We start from the raw sequence: 19,625 nt of genomic DNA, 5'->3' as shown, positions 1-19,625 counted from the left end.
ATGCGCGTCCAGCCTCTCGCCTTCCTTCAGCCCGGCGCTGCGGGCGAACCCGCCGGCACGCAACCGCGATCGGCGGCGGCCGCTGCGCCGCGCGCTGTCGATCACCGCCTGCGCGCCATCGACATCCTGCGCGGGCTGGTGATCGTCCTGATGGTGCTCGATCATGTGCGCCATTATTTCCACGCCAGCGGCTTCGTCTTCGATCCGCTCGATCCGGCGCGGTCCAATGCGCTGCTCTACGCCACCCGCTGGGTGACGCATTTCTGCGCACCGACCTTCGTCTTCCTGACCGGCGTTTCGGCATGGCTGCAAGGCGCCAACGGCAAGACGACCCCGACGCTCTCCGGATTCCTGCTGAAGCGCGGCCTCTGGCTGGTCGTGCTCGACGTGACCGCGGTGAGCTTCGGCTGGTCGTTCAGCCTGCCCTATTTCCTCTTTCTGCAGGTGATCTGGGCGATCGGCTGGGCGATGGTCGCCATGGCCGCGCTCGTCTGGCTGCCGCGGCCGGTCGTCCTCGCTGTCGGCATCGCCATCGTCGCCGGCCACAATCTGCTCGACCCGCTGACACCGCAGCAATTCGGCTCGCTGGGCTGGCTCTGGATGTTCCTGCACGAAGGCGGCATGTGGTCGGCGGGCGGCGCGCCAGTCGCCTTCGTCGGCTATCCGGTCCTCGCCTGGATCGGCGTGATGGCGATCGGCTACGGCTCAGGCCCGGCATTCCTGTCGGCGAAGCGCGATCGCATCCTGCTCCTGATCGGCGCGGCGATGATCGCCGCCTTCCTGATGCTGCGGGCGTTCAACTTCTATGGCGATCCGCGCCCCTGGGTCGAGGAAGCCTCGTGGACCGCGACGATCATGCGCTTTCTGGACGTGACCAAATATCCGCCCTCGCTGCTCTTCGTCTGCGCCACGCTGGGGCCGATGCTGCTGATCATGCCGCTGCTCGAACGCTGGAGCGGTACTCCGGGGCGGGTGCTGCAAGTTTTCGGCGCCGTGCCGCTGTTCGCCTATCTGCTCCACATCTACCTGATCCACCTGCTGAGCATAGCCGCCCATGCTTTGTCCGGGCGTTCGACGAACGGGCTGTTCGACTTTCTCCGGAAGGCAATCCTCGATCCGGCATCGCTCTCCGCGCTGGATTTACCGATCTCCGCCACCTTCGTGGCCTGGGGCGTCACGCTGGTCCTGCTCTACCCGTGCTGCGTCTGGTGGCGTGCCCTGAAGGCGCGCCGCCGCGATTGGTGGCTGTCCTACCTCTAGGGCGTCAGCCGCCCATCGCCGCGAAGCCGCGTTCGAGGTCGGCGATCAGGTCGTCGGCCTCCTCGATCCCCACCGACAGGCGCAGCAGGTCCGGCGTGATCCCCGCCTCGGCCTGCGCCTCGGGCGGCATGCCGCGATGGGTCATGCTGGCGGGCTTGCAGATCAGCGTCGAATGGCCACCCAAGGAAGAGGCGAGGGTGATCAGCCTGAGGCCCGTCAGGAAGCGCGAGGCCGTCGCGTTGCCGCCCTTCACCCGGAAGCTCGCCATGAAGCCTGGGCCCGCTTGCTGGCGCGCCGCGAGATCGTGATCGGGATGGCCGGCCAGGCCCGGATAGTTGACGACCTCGATCTCCGGCCGCGCCTCCAGCCACCCGGCGATCCGCTGCGCGCTCGCCTCCGCCTGGTTGAGTCGCAATGACAGCGTCCGCGCCCCGCGCAGCGTTTCCCAGGCGTCGCGCGCACCGGCATAGAGACCGGCCGCATTGGCCCACCATTGCAGCTTCTCGACCAGCGCCGGGCTCTTGGCCAGCAGCGCGCCGCCGAACAGGTCGCCATGGCCGTTGATCGCCTTGGTGGTCGAATGGAAGACGAGATCGCAGCCAAGCGCCAGCGGTTGCTGGCGCAGCGGAGTGGGCAGGGTATTGTCGGCGATCGACAGCGCTCCCGCCGCCGTCGCCAGCCCGGCGACCCGCGCGATGTCGGTCACCCGCAGCAGCGGGTTGCTCGGCGTCTCGATCCATACCAAAGCGGTCTCCCGCTCCAGCGCACGGCCAAGAGCGTCAATGTCGGTCATGTCGACGAAGGTGGCGGAGAGCCGCCCTTGCTCCTCCAGCCCGCGGATCAGCCGGTAGGTGCCACCATAGCAATCGTGCGGCGCCACGACATGCGCATCGCCCGGCACGAGCAGCAAGGCGAGCAGCGCCGCCGATTGCCCGCTCCCGGTGATCGCCCCGCCGGCCGCGCCTTCCAGTTCGGCAAGCACATCGGCGAGCATGTCGCGGTTGGGATTGACGGTGCGACCATAGTCGTAGGCCGGCTTCTCCTCCGCCGTCGCCCAGCGGAAGGTGTCCGACGCCCAGAGCGGCGGTGCGACGCCGTGAAGGCCGGGGTCGGCATCGGGCCGGGCGCCGGCGAGGATGGTGGCGGGCTTGCGGGTCGTCATTTGTCCTCCAGAAACGGGCCGACCAGCGCGCCGACCTTCTCCGCGTCCTTGAGGAACATGTCGTGGCCGAACAGGCAATCGAGGATGTGGAGCCGCGCATCGGGCAGCGCCGCGGCGAGCGCCGCGCTCTGCCCGGCCGGCACCAGCCGGTCGGTCGAGGCGGCGAGCACCAGGGTCGGATGCGGGATCGCGGCCGGATCGACCCGGTGCCGGTCGATCGAGGCCGAGAGGCTGAGGAAGCGCTGCGGCGACATGACGTCGCCATAGACGTCGCCGCGCGCCTTCAGATAGGCGCCCGGCGCCGAGATGCCGAGCGGGTCCTCGTCCGGGATGCCGCCGACGAAGCGCTCGGCGAACTCCTCGCTGGTGCGGTAGGTCGTCATGGCGAGGCCACGGGCGATCGACAGCGCGTCGAGTGCGCGCCCGGTTTCGATGCCGAGCCCGACGATGCGGCGCTGCAGCTCGCGGATCGCGGTCGCTGCGGCATGCGGTTCGGCCGGCGCGGAGATGATGACGAGCTTCGCGACCAGCTCCGGCCGTGCCTCGGCCAGCGCCAGCGCCACCATCGCGCCATAGGAGGCGCCGATCACCACCGCCGGCCCGCCGCCCGCCTGTGCGACCGCGGCGGCCAGCACCTCGGCCTGCTCGTGGGTGGTGGGGGCGGTGAGGCCGGTCTCGTCGGCGGCGAAGTCGAGGCCGAGGATGCGGTGGCGCGCCGGATCGACGGCGAGGCCTTCGCCGACCAGACCCGGCCACCAGCCGATCGAGCGATATTCGCCGCTCGCGACGAAACGGTTGGCGGAGATGCCACCGAGCGCGACGATCAACGGCCCGTCCGGGTTGCCGGTCAGCCGCGCCAGCGTCGTTGCGCCGAGATGGCGCAGATGAACAGGGATCGCGACGTCGATATCGGTCGCGATGTCGTGGTCCGCTTCCATCAGCATGCCGCCGCCTCGTGGATCTCGAACAGGTCGGCGACGATCGCCTCGGCGGTCGCCGCCCCGCCGGCGCCGCGCCCGACGCAGTCGAAGGCGAAGCCGTCGGTCAGGGTGATGCGGGCGCCGTTCCATTCGCCGGGCAGGGCGGGGAGATCGGTTTCGCCGGCCGGCCGCAGCGCCACCTCGGCGCCGCTTTGGGTCAGCCGCGCGACCTGGAGCCAGCGCGTCCCCCGGATGCGTTCGGCCGCCGCGCCGTCGAGCGCCTCGGTCGCGACCTCCACCGAAACAGGGTCGACCCCGAACGCCTCGGCCGCGATCAGCCGCAGCTTGGCGGCCGCGTCGGCGCCTTCGAGGTCGCAGCTGCTGTCTTCCTCGGCGAAGCCCGCGGCGCGCGCCTCGTCCAGCGCGGTCTCGAAATCGGTGCCGGCGGCGAGCCGGTCGAGGATGAAGTTGACGGTGCCGTTGAGGATAGCGGTCACCTCGGCGATCTCGCCTGCGCGGCGCGCCTCGGCGACGGTTTCCAGCACCGGCGCGGCGCCGCCGACCGCGGCGGAGTAGCGCAGCGATCCGCCATTGACCTCGGCGAGCGCGGCAAGCGGCCGGCCCGATCGGGCGATGACGCGCTTGCTGGCGCTGACGACATGGGAGCCGCTGCCAAGCAGGACGCGGCTCAGGGCTTCCCCGGTGGCGTCGCAGGAGAGGGCGTCGACGAGGATGTCGGCCCCGATCCGGACGAAGGCGTCGGGCTGGTCGGTGAGGGCGCAGGGGGGCAAAACGGCGCGGGTGCGGCCGAGGTCGCGGACCAGGATCGACACGATCTCGAAGCCGGGCTCGTTCGCGAGCCGGGCGGCGAGCGCCTGGCCGACCACGCCGTAGCCGGCGAGCGCGATGCGCAAGGGGCGGCGGGCCGCGACCGGCACCGCCGCGCCGGTACAGGCGCCGACATGGGTGGGGGAGGCGCCGCCGATCTCGGCGACCTCGATCGGGAGGCCGTGATGGGCGGCATGGTCGATCGCCTGCGGCTGGATCAGCTTGCCGGCGACCTTGGCCGCATCGTGCCAGCTGATCTCGGCGAAGCGTTTGGGGTCTTTCAGCACCGACGGATCGCGGTCGTAGACGCCGTTCACGTCCTTGTAGAGCCGCACGCGGTCCGCGCCGAGCGCGCCGGCGAGGAAGACGGCGGAAAGGTCCGATCCGCCCCGGCCGAGCAGCGCCCGCCGTCCGTCGGCATCGGTGCCGACGAAGCCCGGCGCGATCACCACGCCCGTGGCCGCGAGCTTCGCGCGCAGCACGTCGCCCTCCAGCGCGATCGGATGGGCGCTGAGCTGATCGCCTTCGGTCTTCAACCCCAGTCCCTCGGGCCGGCAGATGTCCGCTGGAAGCCCGATCCGGTCGCAGGCGATGCGCAGCAGGGCGGCGGTCCGCTCCTCGCCCAGCGACACCAGCTCGGCGATCCCGGCGCAGTCGACACCGCCCGCCACCTTGCCGGCCTGCGCGAACAGGGCGTCGGTCTCTCCCGCCAATGCCGAGACGATGACGACGAGCCGGAAGCCCGCGCGCCGCTGCCGGTAGATCTCGCCCGCGACGCGCGGCAGGTCGTCGACCGTCCGCAGCACCGAGCTGCCGAACTTCAGCACCGCGACCGGCGCGAGCGCGGCGCTTGGCGTGGCGACAACCTCTGCTTTGAGGGCGGGTTCGGCCTTGGGGACCACCGACAGCTGCATGACCAATCCTTCTTCACTCTCGAAGGACGACACAGCCGAAAGACCCCGTATACTTGCCGGTCCGGCCGCATCGTCCCGTCTTCGGGACCGCCACCTTGCCCGGGAGGGCAGGTTGGCGTGGGCCAAGGGCCCACTCTTGATGCACGAATTGCTTCGTTCCTCGCGAAATACAGCAATCCGATGACCAGCTCCTTAACGGCGAGAGGCTCCGGCCGTCAAGGTGGGTTCATGACCTGCCACCGCATTGGCGCCGGGACGGTCAGGCTCTAGCGTGATGGCGTAAGGAGACATGCATGTCGCACCCTTTCGATGACTCGATCGCGCTCGAATGGCTCGGCGAAGACCGCTGGCAGGGCGCGACCAGCGAGGCCTACTGGAACATGGTCGGCCCGTTCGGCGGCACCATCGCCGCATTGCTGCTGCGCGCCGCGCTGGATCATCCGGCGCGCGAGGGTCAGCCCGTGGCGCTCACCGTCAACTTCTGCGCCACGCTGGCGAAGGGCGCCTTCACCATCGCCGCCCGTCCGGCGCGGACCAACCGCTCCACCCAGCACTGGACGATGGAGCTTGTCCAGGCCGACGGCACCATCGCCGCCACCGGCACCGCTTTGTTCGGCGCCCGCCCGGAAACCTTCGCCCACCGCCCCGCGACCCCGCCCATCGCGCCGCCGTTCGAGACACTGTCGCGCTTCGCCGGCGGCTTTTCCGGATGGGTCGAGCGCTTCGACATGCGCTTCGCCGAGGGCGGTCCCGAAACGGCCGAGGTGCCCGGTCCGGCCCGCTCGCTGCTCTGGATCGTGAACGATCCGCCTCGCCCACTCGACTTCCCCGGCCTCGCGGCGCTCTGTGACATCTTCTTCGGCCGCATCATCCACGTCCGCCGCCGCATGGTCCCGTTCGGCACGATCACCATGACGGCGTATTTCCATGCGACCGACGACGATCTGGCTGCGGCCGGCGCGGCGCCTGTGCTCGGCCTCGCCGACGCTCGCATCTTCGATCGCGGCTTCCACGACCAGTCCGCCGAACTCTGGACCGCCGACGGCCGCCTCCTCGCGACCAGCCACCAGCTCGTCTACTATCGCGATCCGCAATGAAGCGGCCTTAGACCGTTGCGGACAACCGCCTTCGGCGGCACACTTCGTTGTATGGGCGACGAGAACGAACCAAACCATGCGGATCAATGGCAAGATCGATCGATGGACGCGGTCTACCAATTCGGCCTAGCCCTTAAGGAGTTGCATCAGAGCAACCCTTGGCCAGATCTTCCGCTTTTGCCGAGCGTCATGAAGCATCTGATGACGGAGCTTTGGGATCAAGGCTTCAGCCAAACTGAGATACGACAAGCCTTCGACGACGCGGTCGCTGATTTGCCGCGATACGCAGCGGGCGAGGAGGTTCGATCCTAGTCACCCCCCTCCCGCCGCAGCGGAAACAGCGCCCGGACCCTCGCATCGCGCAGCCACAGGCCGCCCCACATGAAGAGGCCGAGATAGAGGCTGAAGAGGATGTGGCTGAAGAGCGGGCTTTCGGCGCGGATCTGGGTCGCCATCGCGCCGCCGAGCAGGGCCATCATCAGCACCGCGCCGAAGACGGCGGTGCGCGGGATGAGGTAGAGGACGAGGCAGGTGAGCTCGATGATCCCGATCATGAAGGCATAGCCGGCCGGCCAGCCCAGCTCAGCCATCGTCTCCTCCGCGACCGGCAGCCGCAGCAGCTTCGGTGCGATCGAGGCGCCCAGCATGAACAGGGCGAACAGCCCGGTCAGCACCCGGCCGGTCCACAGCATCGAAGGTGTGGTCATCCGCTCCTCCCTTTCGATTCTGCCGACACCCTGCTGGGTTCAGATGTCCATGGCAAGTCGCGCGATGACCTGCCGGCTCTGGATGTAGACGAAGGCGTTGTTGCCCTCGACGTCCCAGCCATAGGTGTTGAACAGGTTGGTCGCCTGCACCCGCAGCACCGCCGGCACCCGCCCGAGCTGGAAACGGTGGCGCAGGCCGAGGTCGACGATGGTCCGCGCCGGCACCCGCACGTCGTTGGCGGCGTCGCCATAGCGCCGGCCCGCATGCTCGACCGCAAGGTCGAACGACAGCGCCGGAAACTCCGGCAGGCGGTAATCGAGATTGGCGATCAGGGTACGGGACGGCGTGCCGATCGGCCGCCGCCCGATCGTGCCGTCGGCGACTTCGTCGCCGCTCAATCGCGCGTCGAGCAGCACGCCGCCGGCAACCACGGTCAGCCCCTCGACCGGCGAACCGCTCAAGGACGCCTCGACGCCACGATGGGTGACGGTGCCGAGCCGCCGGAAGACGTTGCCGCGGTCCAGCCCGTAATAGGGCTTCTCGATGTCGAAGCCGCCCGCAATCAGCGTCATCGGCCCCAGCCGCCAGCGCACGCCCGCATCGATCTGGCGGGTGCGGATCGCCGGCGGCGCCTCGTCGCGGTTGACCGCCGTCTCGGGTGCGACGTCGCTCTCCTCGAGGCCGCGCGTCATGCCGCCGTAGAGGGCGAGGGCAGGGGTGATCTCGACCGCCGCCGCGGCGTTGAACAGCCACGGCCGTGCCCGCGATTCCGGCAGGGCGCCGGTCGGCGTCGTCACGTTCTTGCGATAGTCACTGCGCTGGATGCCGAGGCTCAGCTGGCCGACGCCTTCGATCAGCCCCTGCCAGGCCAGCCCCGCGGTCCATTGCCGCACCCGGTCCTCGGTCCGCGTGGAGAAGGCGAAGGCCGGGCGCGGCACCGCCAGCTCCTCGTCGAACGGCGCCGGGCCGAGATCGGCGCGGTCCGAGCCGCCATAGAAGCGCGTCTGCCGCCGCGCCCGCACGGCGAACAGCAGCTCGTGCCGGCTGCGCCCGATGCCGAACTGGCGCGAGAGATTGACCTCGCCGCTGGTCGAGGCGTTGGAGCGCCGCGGATTGGCAATCACGGTGCGCGCGGCCGGCGTGCCGCGCGGCGCGGCGTCGAGCAGGATCGTATAGCCTTCGGTAGTGATGTTCGCCGATCGGAACGCGCCAGCCCGCAGCGTGAAGCCGCCGACCCGCGTCCGCCCAAGCCCGCCATAGGTCACCCGCTCCACCTCGAAGTCGGCCCAGTCCTGACCGAGGAAACGACGGCGGGTCATCTGGTCCGGCAGGCTCCGCCCGTCGCCGATCACGATCGGATAGGCCTCCTCGTCGTCGACCTGGATCCGGCTCCAGAACGGCTTGACCTCGGTCGCGTCGTTCGGCCGCCACACCAGCGACACTGCGGTCGACAGCACGTCGTTGCTGTTCCGGAACTGGAACTGGTTGCGGTAGAATCCCGCGCCGGCGGCGAGGCCCAGCCGTCGCCCATCGAGCGGCAGCAGGCTGTCCGCCTCGACCTCCCAGCCGCCGAAGCTGGTGACCTTGGCCGCCGTGCTCAGCACCGCTTCGTCCTGCGCTGCGCGCAGACGGTAATCGGCGATGCCGGAAGGGGCAGGGAAGGCATAGCCGAGCGCCGAGGGTCCGATCCGGACCCGGTTGCCCGCCATCAGCCGGCTGGTGAGCTCGGTCTGGCGATCGATGTAGAGCCCCTCGATCCGGACATTGCCGGCATCGGTCGGCGAGAAACCGCGCACGTCCGACGGGCTGTAGATGCCGAGCGTCTCGCCACCGATATTCGATCCGAACGCGTCCTCGGCGTCGGACACGGCATTCTCGTCCACCCGCTGGGCGAGGGCGGGGGTGGCAACGACAGCCAGACACGCAGAGGCCAAGAGGCGGCGACACAGGGCGCGCGTATTGATCATTCCCAGACACATGGCAGCGGCTGGACTCTTGACATAGCGCACCGTTTGAAGGCCTTCAGTGCACTATATGCACAACTTAGATCCGCTCCCGCCGCTCGACGGCCTCAATGCCCTGCTCGCCGCGGCGGAGGCGGGCTCGTTCACCGGCGCCGCCGAAATGCTCGGCATCACCCATGGCTCGGTCAGCCGCCGGATCGCGGTGCTGGAGGCATGGCTCGGCACATCCCTGTTCGACCGTCATGGCCGCGGGGTCCGCCTCACCCCTGCCGGACAGCGCTTCGCGGCCGATGCCCGCCAGGCGCTCGGTACCCTGTCGCGCAGCGCGGACCAGTGGCGCCCGCGCCGCGGCCGGCCGACGGTGCGTCTCGCCGTCGTCCCGTCCTTCGCCCGGCTCTGGCTGCTGCCCCGGCTCGCCCGGCTGGAGCGCGGCGACATCCATGTCGAGGTGCTGATGGACCACCGCCCCACCGATCTCGACGCGCAGGAGGCCGATCTCGCCGTCCGCTACGGCCGCGGCTGGTGGGAGGGTCTCGACGCCCGCTTGCTGTTCGGCGAGACGCTACGGCCGGCCGCCGCTCCGGCCCTGGCGGCCGAACTCGGCAGCGATGCCGCGCCCGAAGCATTGCTCCGCCGGCCGCTCCTGCACGATTCCGACGTCTCCCACTGGCGCGCCTGGCTGACCGGTGCCGGCATCCGCTACCGCCCGCGCTGGCAGGACCGCCGCTTCGAGGACTATGATTCCGTGCTGGTCGCAGCAGAGGCCGGCCTCGGCGTGGCGCTCCTGCGTGCGCCGTTCGCCGAAACTGCGATCGCCGCTGGCCGGCTCGCTTATGTGGCCCCCCGCGCCGAGCCCAATCCCGCCGGCCATTATGCCTGCCTCCGCGCCGGCGAAACCCGCGCCGCCGTGATCGAGCTCGCCGACCGCCTGCTGGCGCTCGCCGTCGACGGCGCCTGAAACGAAAAGGGCGACGCCTTGCGGCGCCGCCCTTGTTCTGGCTCGTCATGCCAGCGAAGGCTGGCATCTCAGGACGGAAAGGCTCGGCCCTTCTCCCCGAGATCCCGGCTTTCGCCGGGATAACTCTACGCAGCCCTCGCGGGCTGCTCGGTTACTTGAGCTCGACGGTGCCGCCGGCTTCCTCGATCTGCTTCTTGATCGCCTCGGCCTCGGTCTTGTTGACGCCTTCCTTGATCGCCTTCGGGGCGCTCTCGACCAGCGCCTTGGCTTCGCCCAGGCCGAGCTGGGTGATCGCGCGGACTTCCTTGATGACGTTGATCTTCTTGCCACCGTCGCCGGTGAGGATCACGTCGAACTCGGTCTGCTCTTCGGCAGCCGGAGCGGCGGCGCCGCCACCGGCCGGGCCGGCAACCGCAACCGCGGCGGCGGCGGAAACGCCCCACTTCTCTTCGAGCGCCTTCGCGAGGTCGGCGGCTTCGAGGACGGTCAGCTCGCTGAGCTTCTCGACGAGGGAATTGATATCAGCCATTTTAAGTCTCCGTTTCGTCTCTTCGTTTTCGTCACCCTGAACTTGTTTCAGGGTCCAGTTCTCCGCCTCCTGGGAAGCTCGTCGCTGGATGCTGAAACAAGTTCAGCATGACGGTGGGTTGGTTGGTCTTCTTACGCGGCGTCCTTGGCGGCATAAGCGCCGAGCACGCGGGCCAGCTTGCTTGCCGGCTCGTTGATGGTCCGCGCGATCTTGGTCGCAGGCGCCTGGATGAGGCCCACGATCTTGGCACGCAGTTCATCGAGCGACGGAAGCTCGGCCAGCGCCTTCACGCCGTTCACGTCGAGGAGCGTCTCGCCCATCGCGCCGCCGACGATCTCGAGCTTGTCGTTCGTCTTGGCGAACTCGACGACGGCCTTGGCCGCAGCAACGGGATCGGTGGAGGTGGCGAGCGCCGTCGGGCCGGTCAGCATGTCGCTGATCGGCGCGTATTGCGTGCCTTCCACGGCGATGAGGGCGAGCGTGTTCTTCGCGACCTTGTAGCTGGCCCCGGTGTCGCGCATCCTGATCCGAAGCTGGGTGGACTGGGCCACCGTCAGCCCGAGGTTACGGGTGATGACCACCACGTTCGCCTCGGAGAACGTCTGCTTGAGCGCCGCGACCGCTTCTTTCTTCTGAGCGCGATCCATAGCTACTTCCTTCACACCCGCCTGCCGGACCATCCGGCAGACGCATTTGCGGCGCGCGGGACATCCCGCGCGTCACGAGTCCGAAGGGGAGGGGTTCGCAGCCGGAGACCGTCCGGCAATCCGCATCGGCAATCGCACGCCGCGGCGGTACAAATCTCTTCCCCGTCTAGGCTGGAGATTAAGAGGGGAAGCCCCTCGCCAGCTGTCTCGGACGGAACGCCGGCACGGCCGAAGCCGCGCCAGGCGAAGACGGCCATCTACAGCCCTGGCCGGAAAAGTCAATGTGGCTGGCGGCCGTCAGAACAGGATGGCGACGATGATGACGAGAAGGATGAGGCCGCCGAGGCTGAAGGTGAAGGTGCGGTTCATGGCGCTTCGCTTTCCGTTTCGGGTCTGTCCTCGCCAACCCGCGAATGCCGCGCCTGTTCCGAAATGAATTTGCCATGGAACCGAAACCGGATGGACGCGTTCTGCCATCGTCCATCTGATCGAAAGATCGAATGGATGTGAACGGTTCAAACCTTCGGGAATGAACCTTCAGGGAGCCCCGCCGGGTCAAACCGGCGGGGCTTACTCTTTGCGGGCGGCAGGGTCATGCCGCCGTTTCCTCCAGCCGCGTCCGGATCGCGACGCCGCCCCTGATCGCCAGCGTCACCGGGGTGCGCTCGGCGATGTCGGCGAGGCGGGCGCGCTGCGCGGCATCGAGCGGCCCGTGCGGGATCAGCACCCGCTCGATATGGTCGCCGTCCTCCGACTTGAGATAACGCAGCCTGACGTCGAGCGAGTCCAGCGGCCAGCTCTTGCGCTCCGCATACATCTTGAGGGTCGCCGACGTGCAGGCGCCGAGCGCCGAGACGAGCAGGCCGAAGGGCGTCGGCCCTGCATCCTTTCCGCCCAGTGACGGATGCTCGTCGGCGACAAGCCGGTGGTGGCCGGTCTGGATCTCGACCACATAGCGCACCGCACCGATATGGGCGTTTGCCCAGGCGATCTGCTGTTCCGTGTCCGCCATGGCGCCGGCCTCCCTCACGACATCGGACTGGGGGGCGCGGCGGGCTCGTCCGGCAGAGGGATGAACTCGTCATGGTCGAGATCGGGCAGCTTCATCCGCCGCGCCTTCCAGTCCGCCTTGGCCTGCTCCAGCCGCGCCTGCGAGGAGGAGACGAAGTTCCAGTAGAGGAAGCGTTCGCCGACCGGTTCCCCGCCGAGCAGCATGACCTGCGCGGGCTCGAGCGCCGTGAAGTCGCCCGCGCCCGACGCCATCACCAGCATCTCGCCGGTCTCGCGGCGCACGCCGTCCATCTCGATCGCGCCGTCCGCGACATAGAGCGCCCGCTCAGCATGTCCTTCGGGCAGCGTGCCGCGCGCGCCCGCGTCCATGTCGAGATGCGCATAGAAGAGCGGGGAGTGGATGTGCACGTTGGCGTGGAGGCCATAGGCGTCGCCGGCGATCAGCCGCCCGCGCACGCCGCCGTCGGTCCAGACCGGCAGGTCGGCGCCGTCATGATGGGCGAAGGCGGGCTCGGCCTCCTCGTCGGCCTCGGGCAGCGCCACCCAGGTCTGGATGCCGTGGAGGTGATCGCCATGGACGCGGGCCTGCTCGAACCGCTCGGAATGGGTGATGCCGCGGCCGGCGACCATCCAGTTGACTTCGCCGGGGCGGATCGCCTGCTCCGAGCCGACGCTGTCGCGGTGCATGATCTCGCCGGAGAAGAGGTAGGTGACGGTCGACAGGCCGATATGCGGGTGAGGACGCACGTCGACGGTGCGTGGCACGCCCGCCGGCATGTCGAGCGGCCCCATATGGTCGAAGAAGACGAAGGGGCCGACCATCCGCCGCCTGGCGAAGGGCAGCACCCGTCCGACCTCGAACCCGCCTAGGCTCCGCCGCCGCTGGGGAATCACCATCTCGATCATCTCGTCGTCTCCATGTCGCCGGGCCGACTCGCCGCCAGCCATTGTCCGTTCGTCGGTTCGCAAAGGAAAGGGCGCCCGGCCGAAACCGGGCGCCCCGAAGTTCAGGCCGCCGCCATCTGGCCGAAGCGGCCGCTGTTGAAGTCATCGATCGCCTGCTCGATCTCGGCGCGGCTGTTCATCACGAACGGGCCGTAGCCGACGATCGGTTCGTCGATCGGCTCGCCGGTCAGGACCAGCATGGTCGCATCGCCGTCCGCATGGACGTCGATGCCCGCGCCGTCGCGGCCGAGCAGCACCATCTCCGCCTCGCCGGCCGGCTGGCTGCCGCCCACCGTGATGTGGCCCGAGAGCACGACCAGCATCGCCGTATGCCCTTCGGGCAGGTCGAGCGTCAGATCGGCGTCGCGATCCAGCCGGACGTCCCAGACGTTGACCGGCGTGAACGTGCGCGCCGGGCCGGTCGCGCCGCCGAAGTCGCCGGCGATGATCCGCGCTTTGCCGGCGCCATCGGGCAGTTCGACGACCGGGATGTCGGCATTGGTGATCGACTGGTAGCCGGGCGCTGTCATCTTGTCCTTCGCCGGCAGGTTCACCCAGAGCTGCACCATCCGAAACGGGCCGCCCGCGGCAGTGAAATGGGGCGAATGGAACTCCTCGTGGAGGATGCCGCCGCCCGCCGTCATCCACTGCACGTCGCCGGGGCCGATGACGCCGCCCTGGCCGGTCGAGTCGCGGTGCGCGACCTCGCCGTCATAGACGATGGTCACCGTCTCGAAGCCGCGATGCGGATGCTGGCCGACGCCGCGCGGGGTCTTGGCGGGATCGAACACCCATGGGCCCGCATAGTCGAGCAGCAGGAACGGGCTCACCTGGCCGCCAAGGCTGTTGTAGGAGAAGAGCGAGCGCACCGGAAAGCCGTCGCCCACCCAGTGGCGATTGGGGTTGCTGTACACGCCGAGGATCGTCTTCATCGTCCGTCTCCATGGCACCCGCCGAAGGGCCGATGCGCTTGATGCTCGTTATAAGTGTGGGACGATACGGCGAGAAGTTTGCCGAAACGGACTTAGCGTCCTACACACAGGACGATGCAGGACCTCAACGACCTTTATTATTTCGTCCAGGTCGTCGATCATCGCGGTTTCGCGCCCGCCGCCCGCGCGCTCGGCCTGCAGAAGTCGAAGCTGAGCCGCCGCATCGCCTTGCTCGAAGACCGACTCAACGTACGTCTGATCCAGCGGTCGAGCCGGCGCTTCTCGGTGACCGAGATCGGTCAGGACTATTACCGCCACTGCGTCGCCATGCTGGTCGAGGCCGAGGCGGCGCAGGCGGCGATCGACCGGGTCCGCGCCGAGCCGCAGGGCGTGATCCGGATGAGCTGTCCGACCGCGTTGCTCGCCTTCCAGTTCGGCGCGCTGCTCGCCCGCTTTCTGGCGCATCATCCCAAGGTCGAGATCGACCTCGAAAGCACCAACCGCCGCGTCGACGTGATCGGCGAGGGTTTCGACCTCGCCGTGCGCGTCCGCCCGCCGCCGCTGGCCGAAAGCGAGCTGGTCATGCGGCGATTCGACGAACGCAGCGTGCGGATCGTCGCCAGTCCGGATTTGTTGCGCAACCGGCCGGTCACTCTGCCGTCGGACCTCGCCGCTTTGCCCAGCCTCGATTTCGGTCCTGCCACGGCCGAGCATCGCTGGCGTCTTACTCATGCCGACGGCACGGTCGCCGAGATCCGCCACGCGCCGCGGCTGGTGACCGACGACATGGCGGTGCTGCGCGAGGCGGCGGTCGCCGGCACGGGCGCGGTGCGGCTGCCGACCATGGCGGTCTGGAAGGATCTTCGCGAAGGCCGCCTCGTCACGGTGCTGCCCGACTGGCGGTTGCCGGGCGAGATCGTCCACGCCGTCTTCCCGTCGCGCCGCGGCCTGCTGCCGTCGGTTCGCGCGCTGCTCGATTTCCTCGCAGACGAATGCGCCGCTCAGCGCCGCGCGATGGCCGAACCCGCCTGAGCCTCAGCGTGCCGCCGGCACCGCCGCGACATTGTCCGGCGCCTGGGCCGGCGCGGGGAGGGCCGGGCGCGCCTCCTGCTTGGGAAGCGCCGCCGGCGGCTCGTCGTCCAGGTCCCGGCTGCCGCGCTGCATGACCCAGCACCGGTTGTCCTGGCAGATGACGATCGACCCGCTGTCGGTGTTGAGCCGGACGATCCGCCCGTCGCTCGTCGTCGTCACCTGGTAATTGGGCGCCTCGTCGTCTTCCCCGGAGAAATAGGCGCCGATCCCGATCAGCCCGCCGGCCAGAACGATCGCCGTCACGATCCGCCGCACCGACATCTCGATCGCATCCGCAAGCGGCGAGTCGCTTCTCCGCTCCTCATCGCGCGCGGACGGGCGGTAGCGCGGATCATCGGTCATGGCAGAGCCCCTCCTGATGCGACCGGGCTATCCAAACAGGACACCGCCCGCAACGCAAAGAAAAAGGGCCGAAGCGTCGCCGCTCCAGCCCTTCCTCGAACTCGGCGGGAACCCGTTCAGGCCGACGCCACCTCGGCGACGTCGAGCTTCAGGCCCGGCCCCATGGTGGAGCTGATCGCGACCTTCTTGACATATTTGCCCTTGGCGCCCGACGGCTTCGCCTTGACGATCGCATCGACGAACGCGTCGAAATTCTTCCTGAGGTCCGCTTCCGTGAAGCTCGCCTTGCCGATGCCGGAGTGGATGATGCCGGCCTTCTCGACGCGGAACTCCACCTGGCCGCCCTTGGCGTCCTGCACGGCCTTGGCGACATCGGGGGTCACGGTGCCGAGCTTCGGGTTCGGCATCAGGCCCTTGGGGCCCAGCACCTTGCCGAGGCGGCCGACGATGCCCATCATGTCGGGCGTCGCGATGACGCGGTCGAAATCGATCTGGCCGCCCTGGATGGTCTCCATCAGGTCCTCGGCCCCCACGACGTCGGCGCCGGCCTTCTTGGCCTCTTCCGCCTTGTCGCCCTTGGCGAACACGGCGACGCGCACGTCCTTGCCGGTGCCGGCGGGCAGCGTCACGACGCCGCGGACCATCTGGTCGGCGTGGCGCGGATCGACGCCGAGGTTGAGCGCGATCTCGATCGTCTCGTCGAACTTGGCCGTGGCATTGGCCTTGGCGAGCTTGATCGCCTCGTCGACGCCGTAGAGCTTCTGCGGATCGAGGTCGGCCAGCGCCTTCTGCTTCTTGGTCTGTGCCATGTCCTTAGCCCTCCACCACGTCGAGGCCCATCGCGCGGGCCGAGCCTTCGATGATGCGGGTGGCCGCTTCGATATCGTTGGCGTTCAGATCCTTCATCTTGGTCTCGGCGATCGCCTGCAGCTGCGAGCGCTTGATCTTGCCGCCCGAGACCTTGCCCGGCTCCTTGGAGCCCGACTTGATGTTCGCCGCCTTCTTGATGAGGAAGCTCGCCGGCGGCGTCTTCGTCTCGAACGAGAAGCTGCGGTCGGCATAGACGGTGATGATCGTCGGGATCGGCATGCTCTTCTCGAGATCGCCGGTCGCCGCGTTGAACGCCTTGCAGAATTCCATGATGTTGACGCCGCGCTGGCCCAGGGCCGGGCCGATCGGCGGCGACGGATTGGCGGCGCCCGCGGGCACCTGGAGCTTGATATAGCCCGTAATTTTCTTCGCCATGTGTCACTCTCTATTGTCGGGCCGGGCCGCCGCAGCGGTCCGTTCCGGTTTCAAGTCGAGCGGTCCAAGCGACGCCTGCGCGTCTCCCGCATATGTTTCCAACGAAGGTCGGAAGGCGGCGCCCTTAGCGCAAGACGCGCGCCGGTGCAAATTCCTTCAGCAGGGTCCGAGCGCGGCTGCGTCTTCGATCCGAACTACTTGACTCGCTCGACCTGCTCGAACTCGAGCTCGACCGGGGTTGCGCGCCCGAAGATCGAGACCGACACCTTGACGCGGCTCTTTTCGAAGTCGAGCTCCTCGACCACGCCGTTGAACGACGCGAACGGCCCGTCCAGCACCTTGATCGCATCGCCGATCTCGTAGTCGACACTGATCCGGGTCTTGGGCTCGGCCTTGGCGGCCTCGTCCTTGGTGTTGAGGATGCGCGCCGCCTCCGCGTCGGAGATCGGCTGCGGCTTGCCGCTCGCGCCGAGGAAGCCGGTCACCTTCGGCGTGTTCTTGACGAGGTGATAGACGTCGTCGCTCATCGAGAGCTTGGCGAGCACATAGCCCGGGAAGAACTTGCGGTCGCTCGTCACCTTCTTGCCGCGACGCACCTCGGTGACCTTCTCGGTCGGCACCTCGACGGACTCGACGAGACGGTCGAGCCCCATGCGGGTCGCCTCGGCCATGATCGAATCGCGAACCTTGTTCTCGAAGCCCGAATAAGCGTGGATGATGTACCAGCGGGACATGTCTGTTCCTGTTTCCTGATGCCCCGTCCGCCTTTTTCACCGTCTCCCCTTGGGGGAGAGGGAAGGGTGAGGGGCATGTTCTACCTTAACCCAAAAGCGCGAGCAGCCGCTGCACGATCGCGCTGAACGCGCTGTCGACCCCGAAGAAGAAGAGCGCGAGCAGGCTGGTCATGATCACGACCATGACGCCGGTCATCAGCGTCTCCTTGCGCGACGGCCAGACGATCTTCGCGCTCTCCGCGCGGACCTGCCGCAGGAATTCGCCGGGATTCACTCGTGCCACGCTCGTCTCGCCTCTCTCAAAATCCGAAAAACCGTGAAGCCGCCTACATAGTCGCTGCCCGGGCGAATGCCAGAGCAGACGGCCGGGCCTCCGGGCAAGGGTCCGCTGCCCCGTCCCGCCCGGGACCGGTGCCGCGTCTAGCCATGCCGGATTGAAACGGGCTTTTAGCGATGCGCGAACCGCGCGGCAAGTGGGGCTGCGAGCTGGTCTTGATACGGTCGGACTGCTCACAGGCGATCCCAAATCTTGCAGATTCGAAAAGGCGCCGGGCGATCGAGAGCGGCAGCTCCTGCCTGATGTAGGTTAGCCTAATTTCGCCAAGAGCTTAACCCTAAGACAAGACTGTCGGATTAGACCGGCCGTCACGTGTAACTTTGTGTGGGATCCGGGTGCCCGTCTTTGCGCGAAGCCTTCAATGGAAGAGCCTCGGCCTCGCTCTGGCGGCGGCGGTGCCCTGGGTCGTGGCGGTCGTGGTGACGGGTTTGTCGTGGCCTGTGGCCGGCTGTGTCCTGGTATCCGCGATAGCGCTCGGTCTTCTTTACAGGACGCTTCGGCCGGTGGCGCAGGCCGCCCACCTCATACGAACCGCCCGTGCGGACCTTTCACCTAACGCCGACTCCGACGGTGCCGCGCTTCTGCTCGGAGTTCGTCGGCTCCTGGGGCAGCTGGACACGCTTGAGCACCGCTGGGTGCGACGCCACGCGATCACCGGCCTTCCGATCCGCGAGAGCCTGGTCGAACGCATCGAGGCGTATCTCGCCGCGCAACCCGGGTCGACCCTGGTCGGCGCCATTCGTTTCAACGACTATAAGCGCCTCGCCGCATTCGACCCCGACGCCGCGGAAACGGCCCTGAAGCGCTTCGCCGAGCGTCTGTCGTGCAGCCTGGGCCGCGGACGGATGCTCGCCCATGTCGATCGGGATTGCTTCGCGATCCTGTTCGAAGCCGTGGAGCCTGCCGCCGCACAGCGAGAGATGACGGCGTTATGCTATGCCCTGGAGATCGAGATTGATGCCGACAGCATCGTCTTCACTCCCGAAGTGGCGGCAGGCGCCGCCGTCTATCCGGAGGATGCGACCAATGCCGCCGCACTGGTCAATCATGCCTTGATCAGCTTGACCAGAATGGGTTCTGCCGCCCGGGACCGCGTTCGGCCGCACAGTTCGGATGATGCCCGGGAACGCTTCACCATCGAGCAGGGGCTGCGCCTCGCGGTCGAGCGGCATGAACTTGAGCTCAACTTCCAGCCTGTGGTGGACATCGCGCGCGGCCTACTTGTCGGTGCCGAAGCGCTCCTGCGCTGGCGTCATCCCGACATCGGGATGATTGAGCCAATCCGGTTCATCCCCATTCTCGAGGACAGCGACCTTACGCGGCAGATCGGCCTCTGGACCTTGAACGAGGCCTGTCATGCCGCCCGAAGCTGGCGCAGGCGCCGCCTTGGCGATCTCAAGGTCGCGGTCAATCTTTCGGCGCGCCAGTTGCGCGACGCCGATCTCGCCAGTGCGATCGAGCGCATTCTGGCGCGTCATGGTCTGCCGCCCGAAGCGCTGGAACTGGAGCTGACCGAAACGGCGGCGGCGGAAGATGCCGGACGGACACGACAGCTGTTCGGCACGCTGCGTACGCTCGGCGTGACGATTGCGATCGACGATTTCGGCAGCGGCTATTCGAGCTTGAGCTATCTGAAGAATCTGCCCTTCGACAAGCTCAAGATCGATCGCGAGTTCGTCCACGACGTCGACCGTCGCCGGGACAGCCAGGCGATCTGCCGCAGCCTGATCGAGCTCAGTCGGGGATTGGGCATCGGGGTCCTGGCCGAAGGCGCGGAAACGCTGGAGGAGGTCGAGACGCTGCAGAAACTTGGCTGCAGCCTTTTCCAGGGCTTCTACTTCTCCAAGCCGCTGAGCGCGGACGATTTCGTGCTGTACGCGCAGCACCCCAATGGACGCGCCCACGGCAATGACGCCCGCGGTCGGCAGCGGCAGCTTCAGCAGAGGGTCGGGACATGACGTCAATGAAACCAAAAACGCGCCTCCGACCGCCATGGAGTG

At 68.1% G+C, this 19,625-nt stretch carries 22 protein-coding genes and 1 riboswitch; of the genes, 6 read left to right on the top strand and 16 right to left on the bottom strand.

Features of this window, described 5'->3' with window-relative positions:
* Nucleotides 1-1,260 carry a heparan-alpha-glucosaminide N-acetyltransferase domain-containing protein gene (locus RCO27_RS03745; RefSeq protein ID WP_309001294.1) on the top strand — a complete coding sequence of 420 codons (1,260 nt, stop codon included), beginning with the start codon at nucleotides 1-3 and terminating at the stop codon, nucleotides 1,258-1,260.
* A gap of 4 nt (nucleotides 1,261-1,264) precedes the next feature.
* Here the strand turns inward: RCO27_RS03745 and RCO27_RS03740 are convergent, their stop codons facing one another.
* Genes RCO27_RS03740 through RCO27_RS03730 form a run of 3 tightly spaced genes read right to left on the bottom strand, consistent with a single transcriptional unit; the run spans nucleotide 1,265 to nucleotide 5,084 of the window.
* Nucleotides 1,265-2,422, bottom strand: a complete 1,158-nt coding sequence (locus RCO27_RS03740) for a PLP-dependent transferase (RefSeq protein WP_309001293.1) — start codon at nucleotides 2,420-2,422, stop codon at nucleotides 1,265-1,267.
* The gene (locus RCO27_RS03735; RefSeq protein ID WP_309001292.1) at nucleotides 2,419-3,366 is read right to left on the bottom strand and encodes an alpha/beta fold hydrolase; all 948 of its coding nucleotides are present in this window, start codon (nucleotides 3,364-3,366) and stop codon (nucleotides 2,419-2,421) included. The genes RCO27_RS03740 and RCO27_RS03735 overlap by 4 nt, the downstream gene beginning before the upstream one ends.
* Complete coding sequence (locus RCO27_RS03730; protein ID WP_309001291.1) at nucleotides 3,360-5,084, bottom strand: hypothetical protein; 1,725 nt, start codon at nucleotides 5,082-5,084, stop codon at nucleotides 3,360-3,362. The genes RCO27_RS03735 and RCO27_RS03730 overlap by 7 nt, the downstream gene beginning before the upstream one ends.
* Nucleotides 5,085-5,123: 39 nt before the next feature.
* Nucleotides 5,124-5,232, bottom strand: a riboswitch (SAM-I-IV-variant riboswitch).
* A 145-nt stretch (nucleotides 5,233-5,377) separates the two neighbouring features.
* Between RCO27_RS03730 and RCO27_RS03725 the strand changes: the two genes are divergently transcribed.
* Together RCO27_RS03725 and RCO27_RS03720 are read left to right on the top strand one after the other, a co-directional pair.
* A complete protein-coding gene (locus RCO27_RS03725) occupies nucleotides 5,378-6,181 on the top strand; it encodes a thioesterase family protein (RefSeq protein ID WP_309001290.1) in 804 nt (267 codons plus the stop codon).
* A gap of 51 nt (nucleotides 6,182-6,232) precedes the next feature.
* Nucleotides 6,233-6,493, top strand: a complete 261-nt coding sequence (locus RCO27_RS03720) for a hypothetical protein (protein WP_309001289.1) — start codon at nucleotides 6,233-6,235, stop codon at nucleotides 6,491-6,493.
* On the opposite strand, the gene RCO27_RS03715 is transcribed toward RCO27_RS03720, so the two are convergent.
* Both RCO27_RS03715 and RCO27_RS03710 read right to left on the bottom strand, forming a co-directional pair.
* Nucleotides 6,490-6,888, bottom strand: coding sequence for a DoxX family protein (locus tag RCO27_RS03715; protein ID WP_309001288.1), 399 nt, complete (start codon nucleotides 6,886-6,888; stop codon nucleotides 6,490-6,492). The genes RCO27_RS03720 and RCO27_RS03715 overlap by 4 nt on opposite strands.
* 39 nt (nucleotides 6,889-6,927) lie before the next feature.
* Complete coding sequence (locus RCO27_RS03710) at nucleotides 6,928-8,772, bottom strand: TonB-dependent receptor domain-containing protein (protein WP_309001287.1); 1,845 nt, start codon at nucleotides 8,770-8,772, stop codon at nucleotides 6,928-6,930.
* Between the two features lie 151 nt (nucleotides 8,773-8,923).
* Here RCO27_RS03710 and RCO27_RS03705 point away from each other — a divergent pair, with 151 nt between their 5' ends.
* Nucleotides 8,924-9,811 carry a LysR substrate-binding domain-containing protein gene (locus RCO27_RS03705; RefSeq protein ID WP_309001907.1) on the top strand — a complete coding sequence of 296 codons (888 nt, stop codon included), beginning with the start codon at nucleotides 8,924-8,926 and terminating at the stop codon, nucleotides 9,809-9,811.
* Nucleotides 9,812-9,962: 151 nt separating this feature from the next.
* Here RCO27_RS03705 and rplL read toward each other — a convergent pair whose 3' ends face one another.
* From rplL to RCO27_RS03675, 6 genes are all read right to left on the bottom strand, one after another.
* Complete coding sequence (gene rplL / locus RCO27_RS03700; RefSeq protein ID WP_309001286.1) at nucleotides 9,963-10,340, bottom strand: 50S ribosomal protein L7/L12; 378 nt, start codon at nucleotides 10,338-10,340, stop codon at nucleotides 9,963-9,965.
* A gap of 131 nt (nucleotides 10,341-10,471) precedes the next feature.
* Nucleotides 10,472-10,987, bottom strand: a complete 516-nt coding sequence (rplJ, locus tag RCO27_RS03695) for a 50S ribosomal protein L10 (protein WP_309001906.1) — start codon at nucleotides 10,985-10,987, stop codon at nucleotides 10,472-10,474.
* Nucleotides 10,988-11,284: 297 nt separating this feature from the next.
* Nucleotides 11,285-11,464, bottom strand: coding sequence for a hypothetical protein (locus RCO27_RS03690; RefSeq protein ID WP_309001285.1), 180 nt, complete (start codon nucleotides 11,462-11,464; stop codon nucleotides 11,285-11,287).
* A 115-nt stretch (nucleotides 11,465-11,579) separates the two neighbouring features.
* Nucleotides 11,580-11,999, bottom strand: coding sequence for an OsmC family protein (locus RCO27_RS03685; protein ID WP_309001284.1), 420 nt, complete (start codon nucleotides 11,997-11,999; stop codon nucleotides 11,580-11,582).
* 14 nt (nucleotides 12,000-12,013) lie between these two features.
* On the bottom strand, nucleotides 12,014-12,904 hold the full coding sequence (locus RCO27_RS03680) for a pirin family protein (RefSeq protein WP_309001283.1): 891 nt from the start codon (nucleotides 12,902-12,904) through the stop codon (nucleotides 12,014-12,016).
* 101 nt (nucleotides 12,905-13,005) lie between these two features.
* Complete coding sequence (locus tag RCO27_RS03675) at nucleotides 13,006-13,875, bottom strand: pirin family protein (RefSeq protein WP_309001282.1); 870 nt, start codon at nucleotides 13,873-13,875, stop codon at nucleotides 13,006-13,008.
* Nucleotides 13,876-13,989: 114 nt separating this feature from the next.
* On the opposite strand from RCO27_RS03675, the gene RCO27_RS03670 reads away from it, so the two are divergent.
* On the top strand, nucleotides 13,990-14,907 hold the full coding sequence (locus tag RCO27_RS03670; protein ID WP_309001281.1) for a LysR substrate-binding domain-containing protein: 918 nt from the start codon (nucleotides 13,990-13,992) through the stop codon (nucleotides 14,905-14,907).
* Nucleotides 14,908-14,910: 3 nt separating this feature from the next.
* On the opposite strand, the gene RCO27_RS03665 is transcribed toward RCO27_RS03670, so the two are convergent.
* The 5 genes from RCO27_RS03665 to secE all read right to left on the bottom strand — a co-directional run bounded on the left by RCO27_RS03665 (nucleotide 14,911) and on the right by secE (nucleotide 17,571).
* Nucleotides 14,911-15,309 (bottom strand): hypothetical protein, encoded by a 399-nt coding sequence (locus tag RCO27_RS03665; protein ID WP_309001280.1) that lies wholly within the window; start codon nucleotides 15,307-15,309, stop codon nucleotides 14,911-14,913.
* A 116-nt stretch (nucleotides 15,310-15,425) separates the two neighbouring features.
* Nucleotides 15,426-16,118: a 50S ribosomal protein L1 gene (gene rplA, locus RCO27_RS03660; RefSeq protein WP_309001279.1), complete on the bottom strand. Its 693-nt coding sequence runs from the start codon at nucleotides 16,116-16,118 to the stop codon at nucleotides 15,426-15,428.
* Between the two features lie 4 nt (nucleotides 16,119-16,122).
* Nucleotides 16,123-16,554, bottom strand: coding sequence for a 50S ribosomal protein L11 (rplK, locus tag RCO27_RS03655; RefSeq protein WP_309001278.1), 432 nt, complete (start codon nucleotides 16,552-16,554; stop codon nucleotides 16,123-16,125).
* Nucleotides 16,555-16,748: 194 nt separating this feature from the next.
* Nucleotides 16,749-17,288 (bottom strand): transcription termination/antitermination protein NusG, encoded by a 540-nt coding sequence (nusG, locus tag RCO27_RS03650; protein WP_309001277.1) that lies wholly within the window; start codon nucleotides 17,286-17,288, stop codon nucleotides 16,749-16,751.
* Between the two features lie 85 nt (nucleotides 17,289-17,373).
* Entirely contained in the window at nucleotides 17,374-17,571 is a 198-nt protein-coding gene (secE, locus tag RCO27_RS03645) for a preprotein translocase subunit SecE (protein ID WP_309001276.1), read from the bottom strand.
* A 461-nt stretch (nucleotides 17,572-18,032) separates the two neighbouring features.
* Here secE and RCO27_RS03640 point away from each other — a divergent pair, with 461 nt between their 5' ends.
* Entirely contained in the window at nucleotides 18,033-19,583 is a 1,551-nt protein-coding gene (locus RCO27_RS03640) for a bifunctional diguanylate cyclase/phosphodiesterase (protein ID WP_309001275.1), read from the top strand.
* Nucleotides 19,584-19,625: the final 42 nt, after the last annotated feature.

Origin of the sequence: Sphingosinicella sp. LHD-64, from assembly GCF_031157375.1 — a bacterium.
In the GTDB taxonomy this organism is placed as follows: domain Bacteria; phylum Pseudomonadota; class Alphaproteobacteria; order Sphingomonadales; family Sphingomonadaceae; genus Allosphingosinicella.
The sequence above is the reverse complement of the archived record's forward strand: the minus strand, read 5'-3'. Positions and strand labels throughout refer to the sequence as shown.

What these genes read in the sequence shown, in the direction of transcription:
- RCO27_RS03745 (WP_309001294.1), top strand. Translation starts at nt 1, where the DNA reads ATGCGCGTCCAGCCTCTCGCCTTCCTTCAGCCCGGCGCTGCGGGCGAA.
- rplL (WP_309001286.1), bottom strand. Translation starts at nt 10,340, where the DNA reads ATGGCTGATATCAATTCCCTCGTCGAGAAGCTCAGCGAGCTGACCGTC.
- rplK (WP_309001278.1), bottom strand. Translation starts at nt 16,554, where the DNA reads ATGGCGAAGAAAATTACGGGCTATATCAAGCTCCAGGTGCCCGCGGGC.
- RCO27_RS03665 (WP_309001280.1), bottom strand. Translation starts at nt 15,309, where the DNA reads ATGACCGATGATCCGCGCTACCGCCCGTCCGCGCGCGATGAGGAGCGG.
- RCO27_RS03735 (WP_309001292.1), bottom strand. Translation starts at nt 3,366, where the DNA reads ATGCTGATGGAAGCGGACCACGACATCGCGACCGATATCGACGTCGCG.
- RCO27_RS03675 (WP_309001282.1), bottom strand. Translation starts at nt 13,875, where the DNA reads ATGAAGACGATCCTCGGCGTGTACAGCAACCCCAATCGCCACTGGGTG.
- RCO27_RS03725 (WP_309001290.1), top strand. Translation starts at nt 5,378, where the DNA reads ATGTCGCACCCTTTCGATGACTCGATCGCGCTCGAATGGCTCGGCGAA.
- RCO27_RS03705 (WP_309001907.1), top strand. Translation starts at nt 8,924, where the DNA reads ATGCACAACTTAGATCCGCTCCCGCCGCTCGACGGCCTCAATGCCCTG.
- RCO27_RS03690 (WP_309001285.1), bottom strand. Translation starts at nt 11,464, where the DNA reads ATGGCAGAACGCGTCCATCCGGTTTCGGTTCCATGGCAAATTCATTTC.
- RCO27_RS03680 (WP_309001283.1), bottom strand. Translation starts at nt 12,904, where the DNA reads ATGATCGAGATGGTGATTCCCCAGCGGCGGCGGAGCCTAGGCGGGTTC.
- RCO27_RS03685 (WP_309001284.1), bottom strand. Translation starts at nt 11,999, where the DNA reads ATGGCGGACACGGAACAGCAGATCGCCTGGGCAAACGCCCATATCGGT.
- RCO27_RS03715 (WP_309001288.1), bottom strand. Translation starts at nt 6,888, where the DNA reads ATGACCACACCTTCGATGCTGTGGACCGGCCGGGTGCTGACCGGGCTG.
- RCO27_RS03670 (WP_309001281.1), top strand. Translation starts at nt 13,990, where the DNA reads ATGCAGGACCTCAACGACCTTTATTATTTCGTCCAGGTCGTCGATCAT.
- nusG (WP_309001277.1), bottom strand. Translation starts at nt 17,288, where the DNA reads ATGTCCCGCTGGTACATCATCCACGCTTATTCGGGCTTCGAGAACAAG.
- RCO27_RS03720 (WP_309001289.1), top strand. Translation starts at nt 6,233, where the DNA reads ATGGGCGACGAGAACGAACCAAACCATGCGGATCAATGGCAAGATCGA.
- RCO27_RS03740 (WP_309001293.1), bottom strand. Translation starts at nt 2,422, where the DNA reads ATGACGACCCGCAAGCCCGCCACCATCCTCGCCGGCGCCCGGCCCGAT.
- RCO27_RS03730 (WP_309001291.1), bottom strand. Translation starts at nt 5,084, where the DNA reads ATGCAGCTGTCGGTGGTCCCCAAGGCCGAACCCGCCCTCAAAGCAGAG.
- rplJ (WP_309001906.1), bottom strand. Translation starts at nt 10,987, where the DNA reads ATGGATCGCGCTCAGAAGAAAGAAGCGGTCGCGGCGCTCAAGCAGACG.
- rplA (WP_309001279.1), bottom strand. Translation starts at nt 16,118, where the DNA reads ATGGCACAGACCAAGAAGCAGAAGGCGCTGGCCGACCTCGATCCGCAG.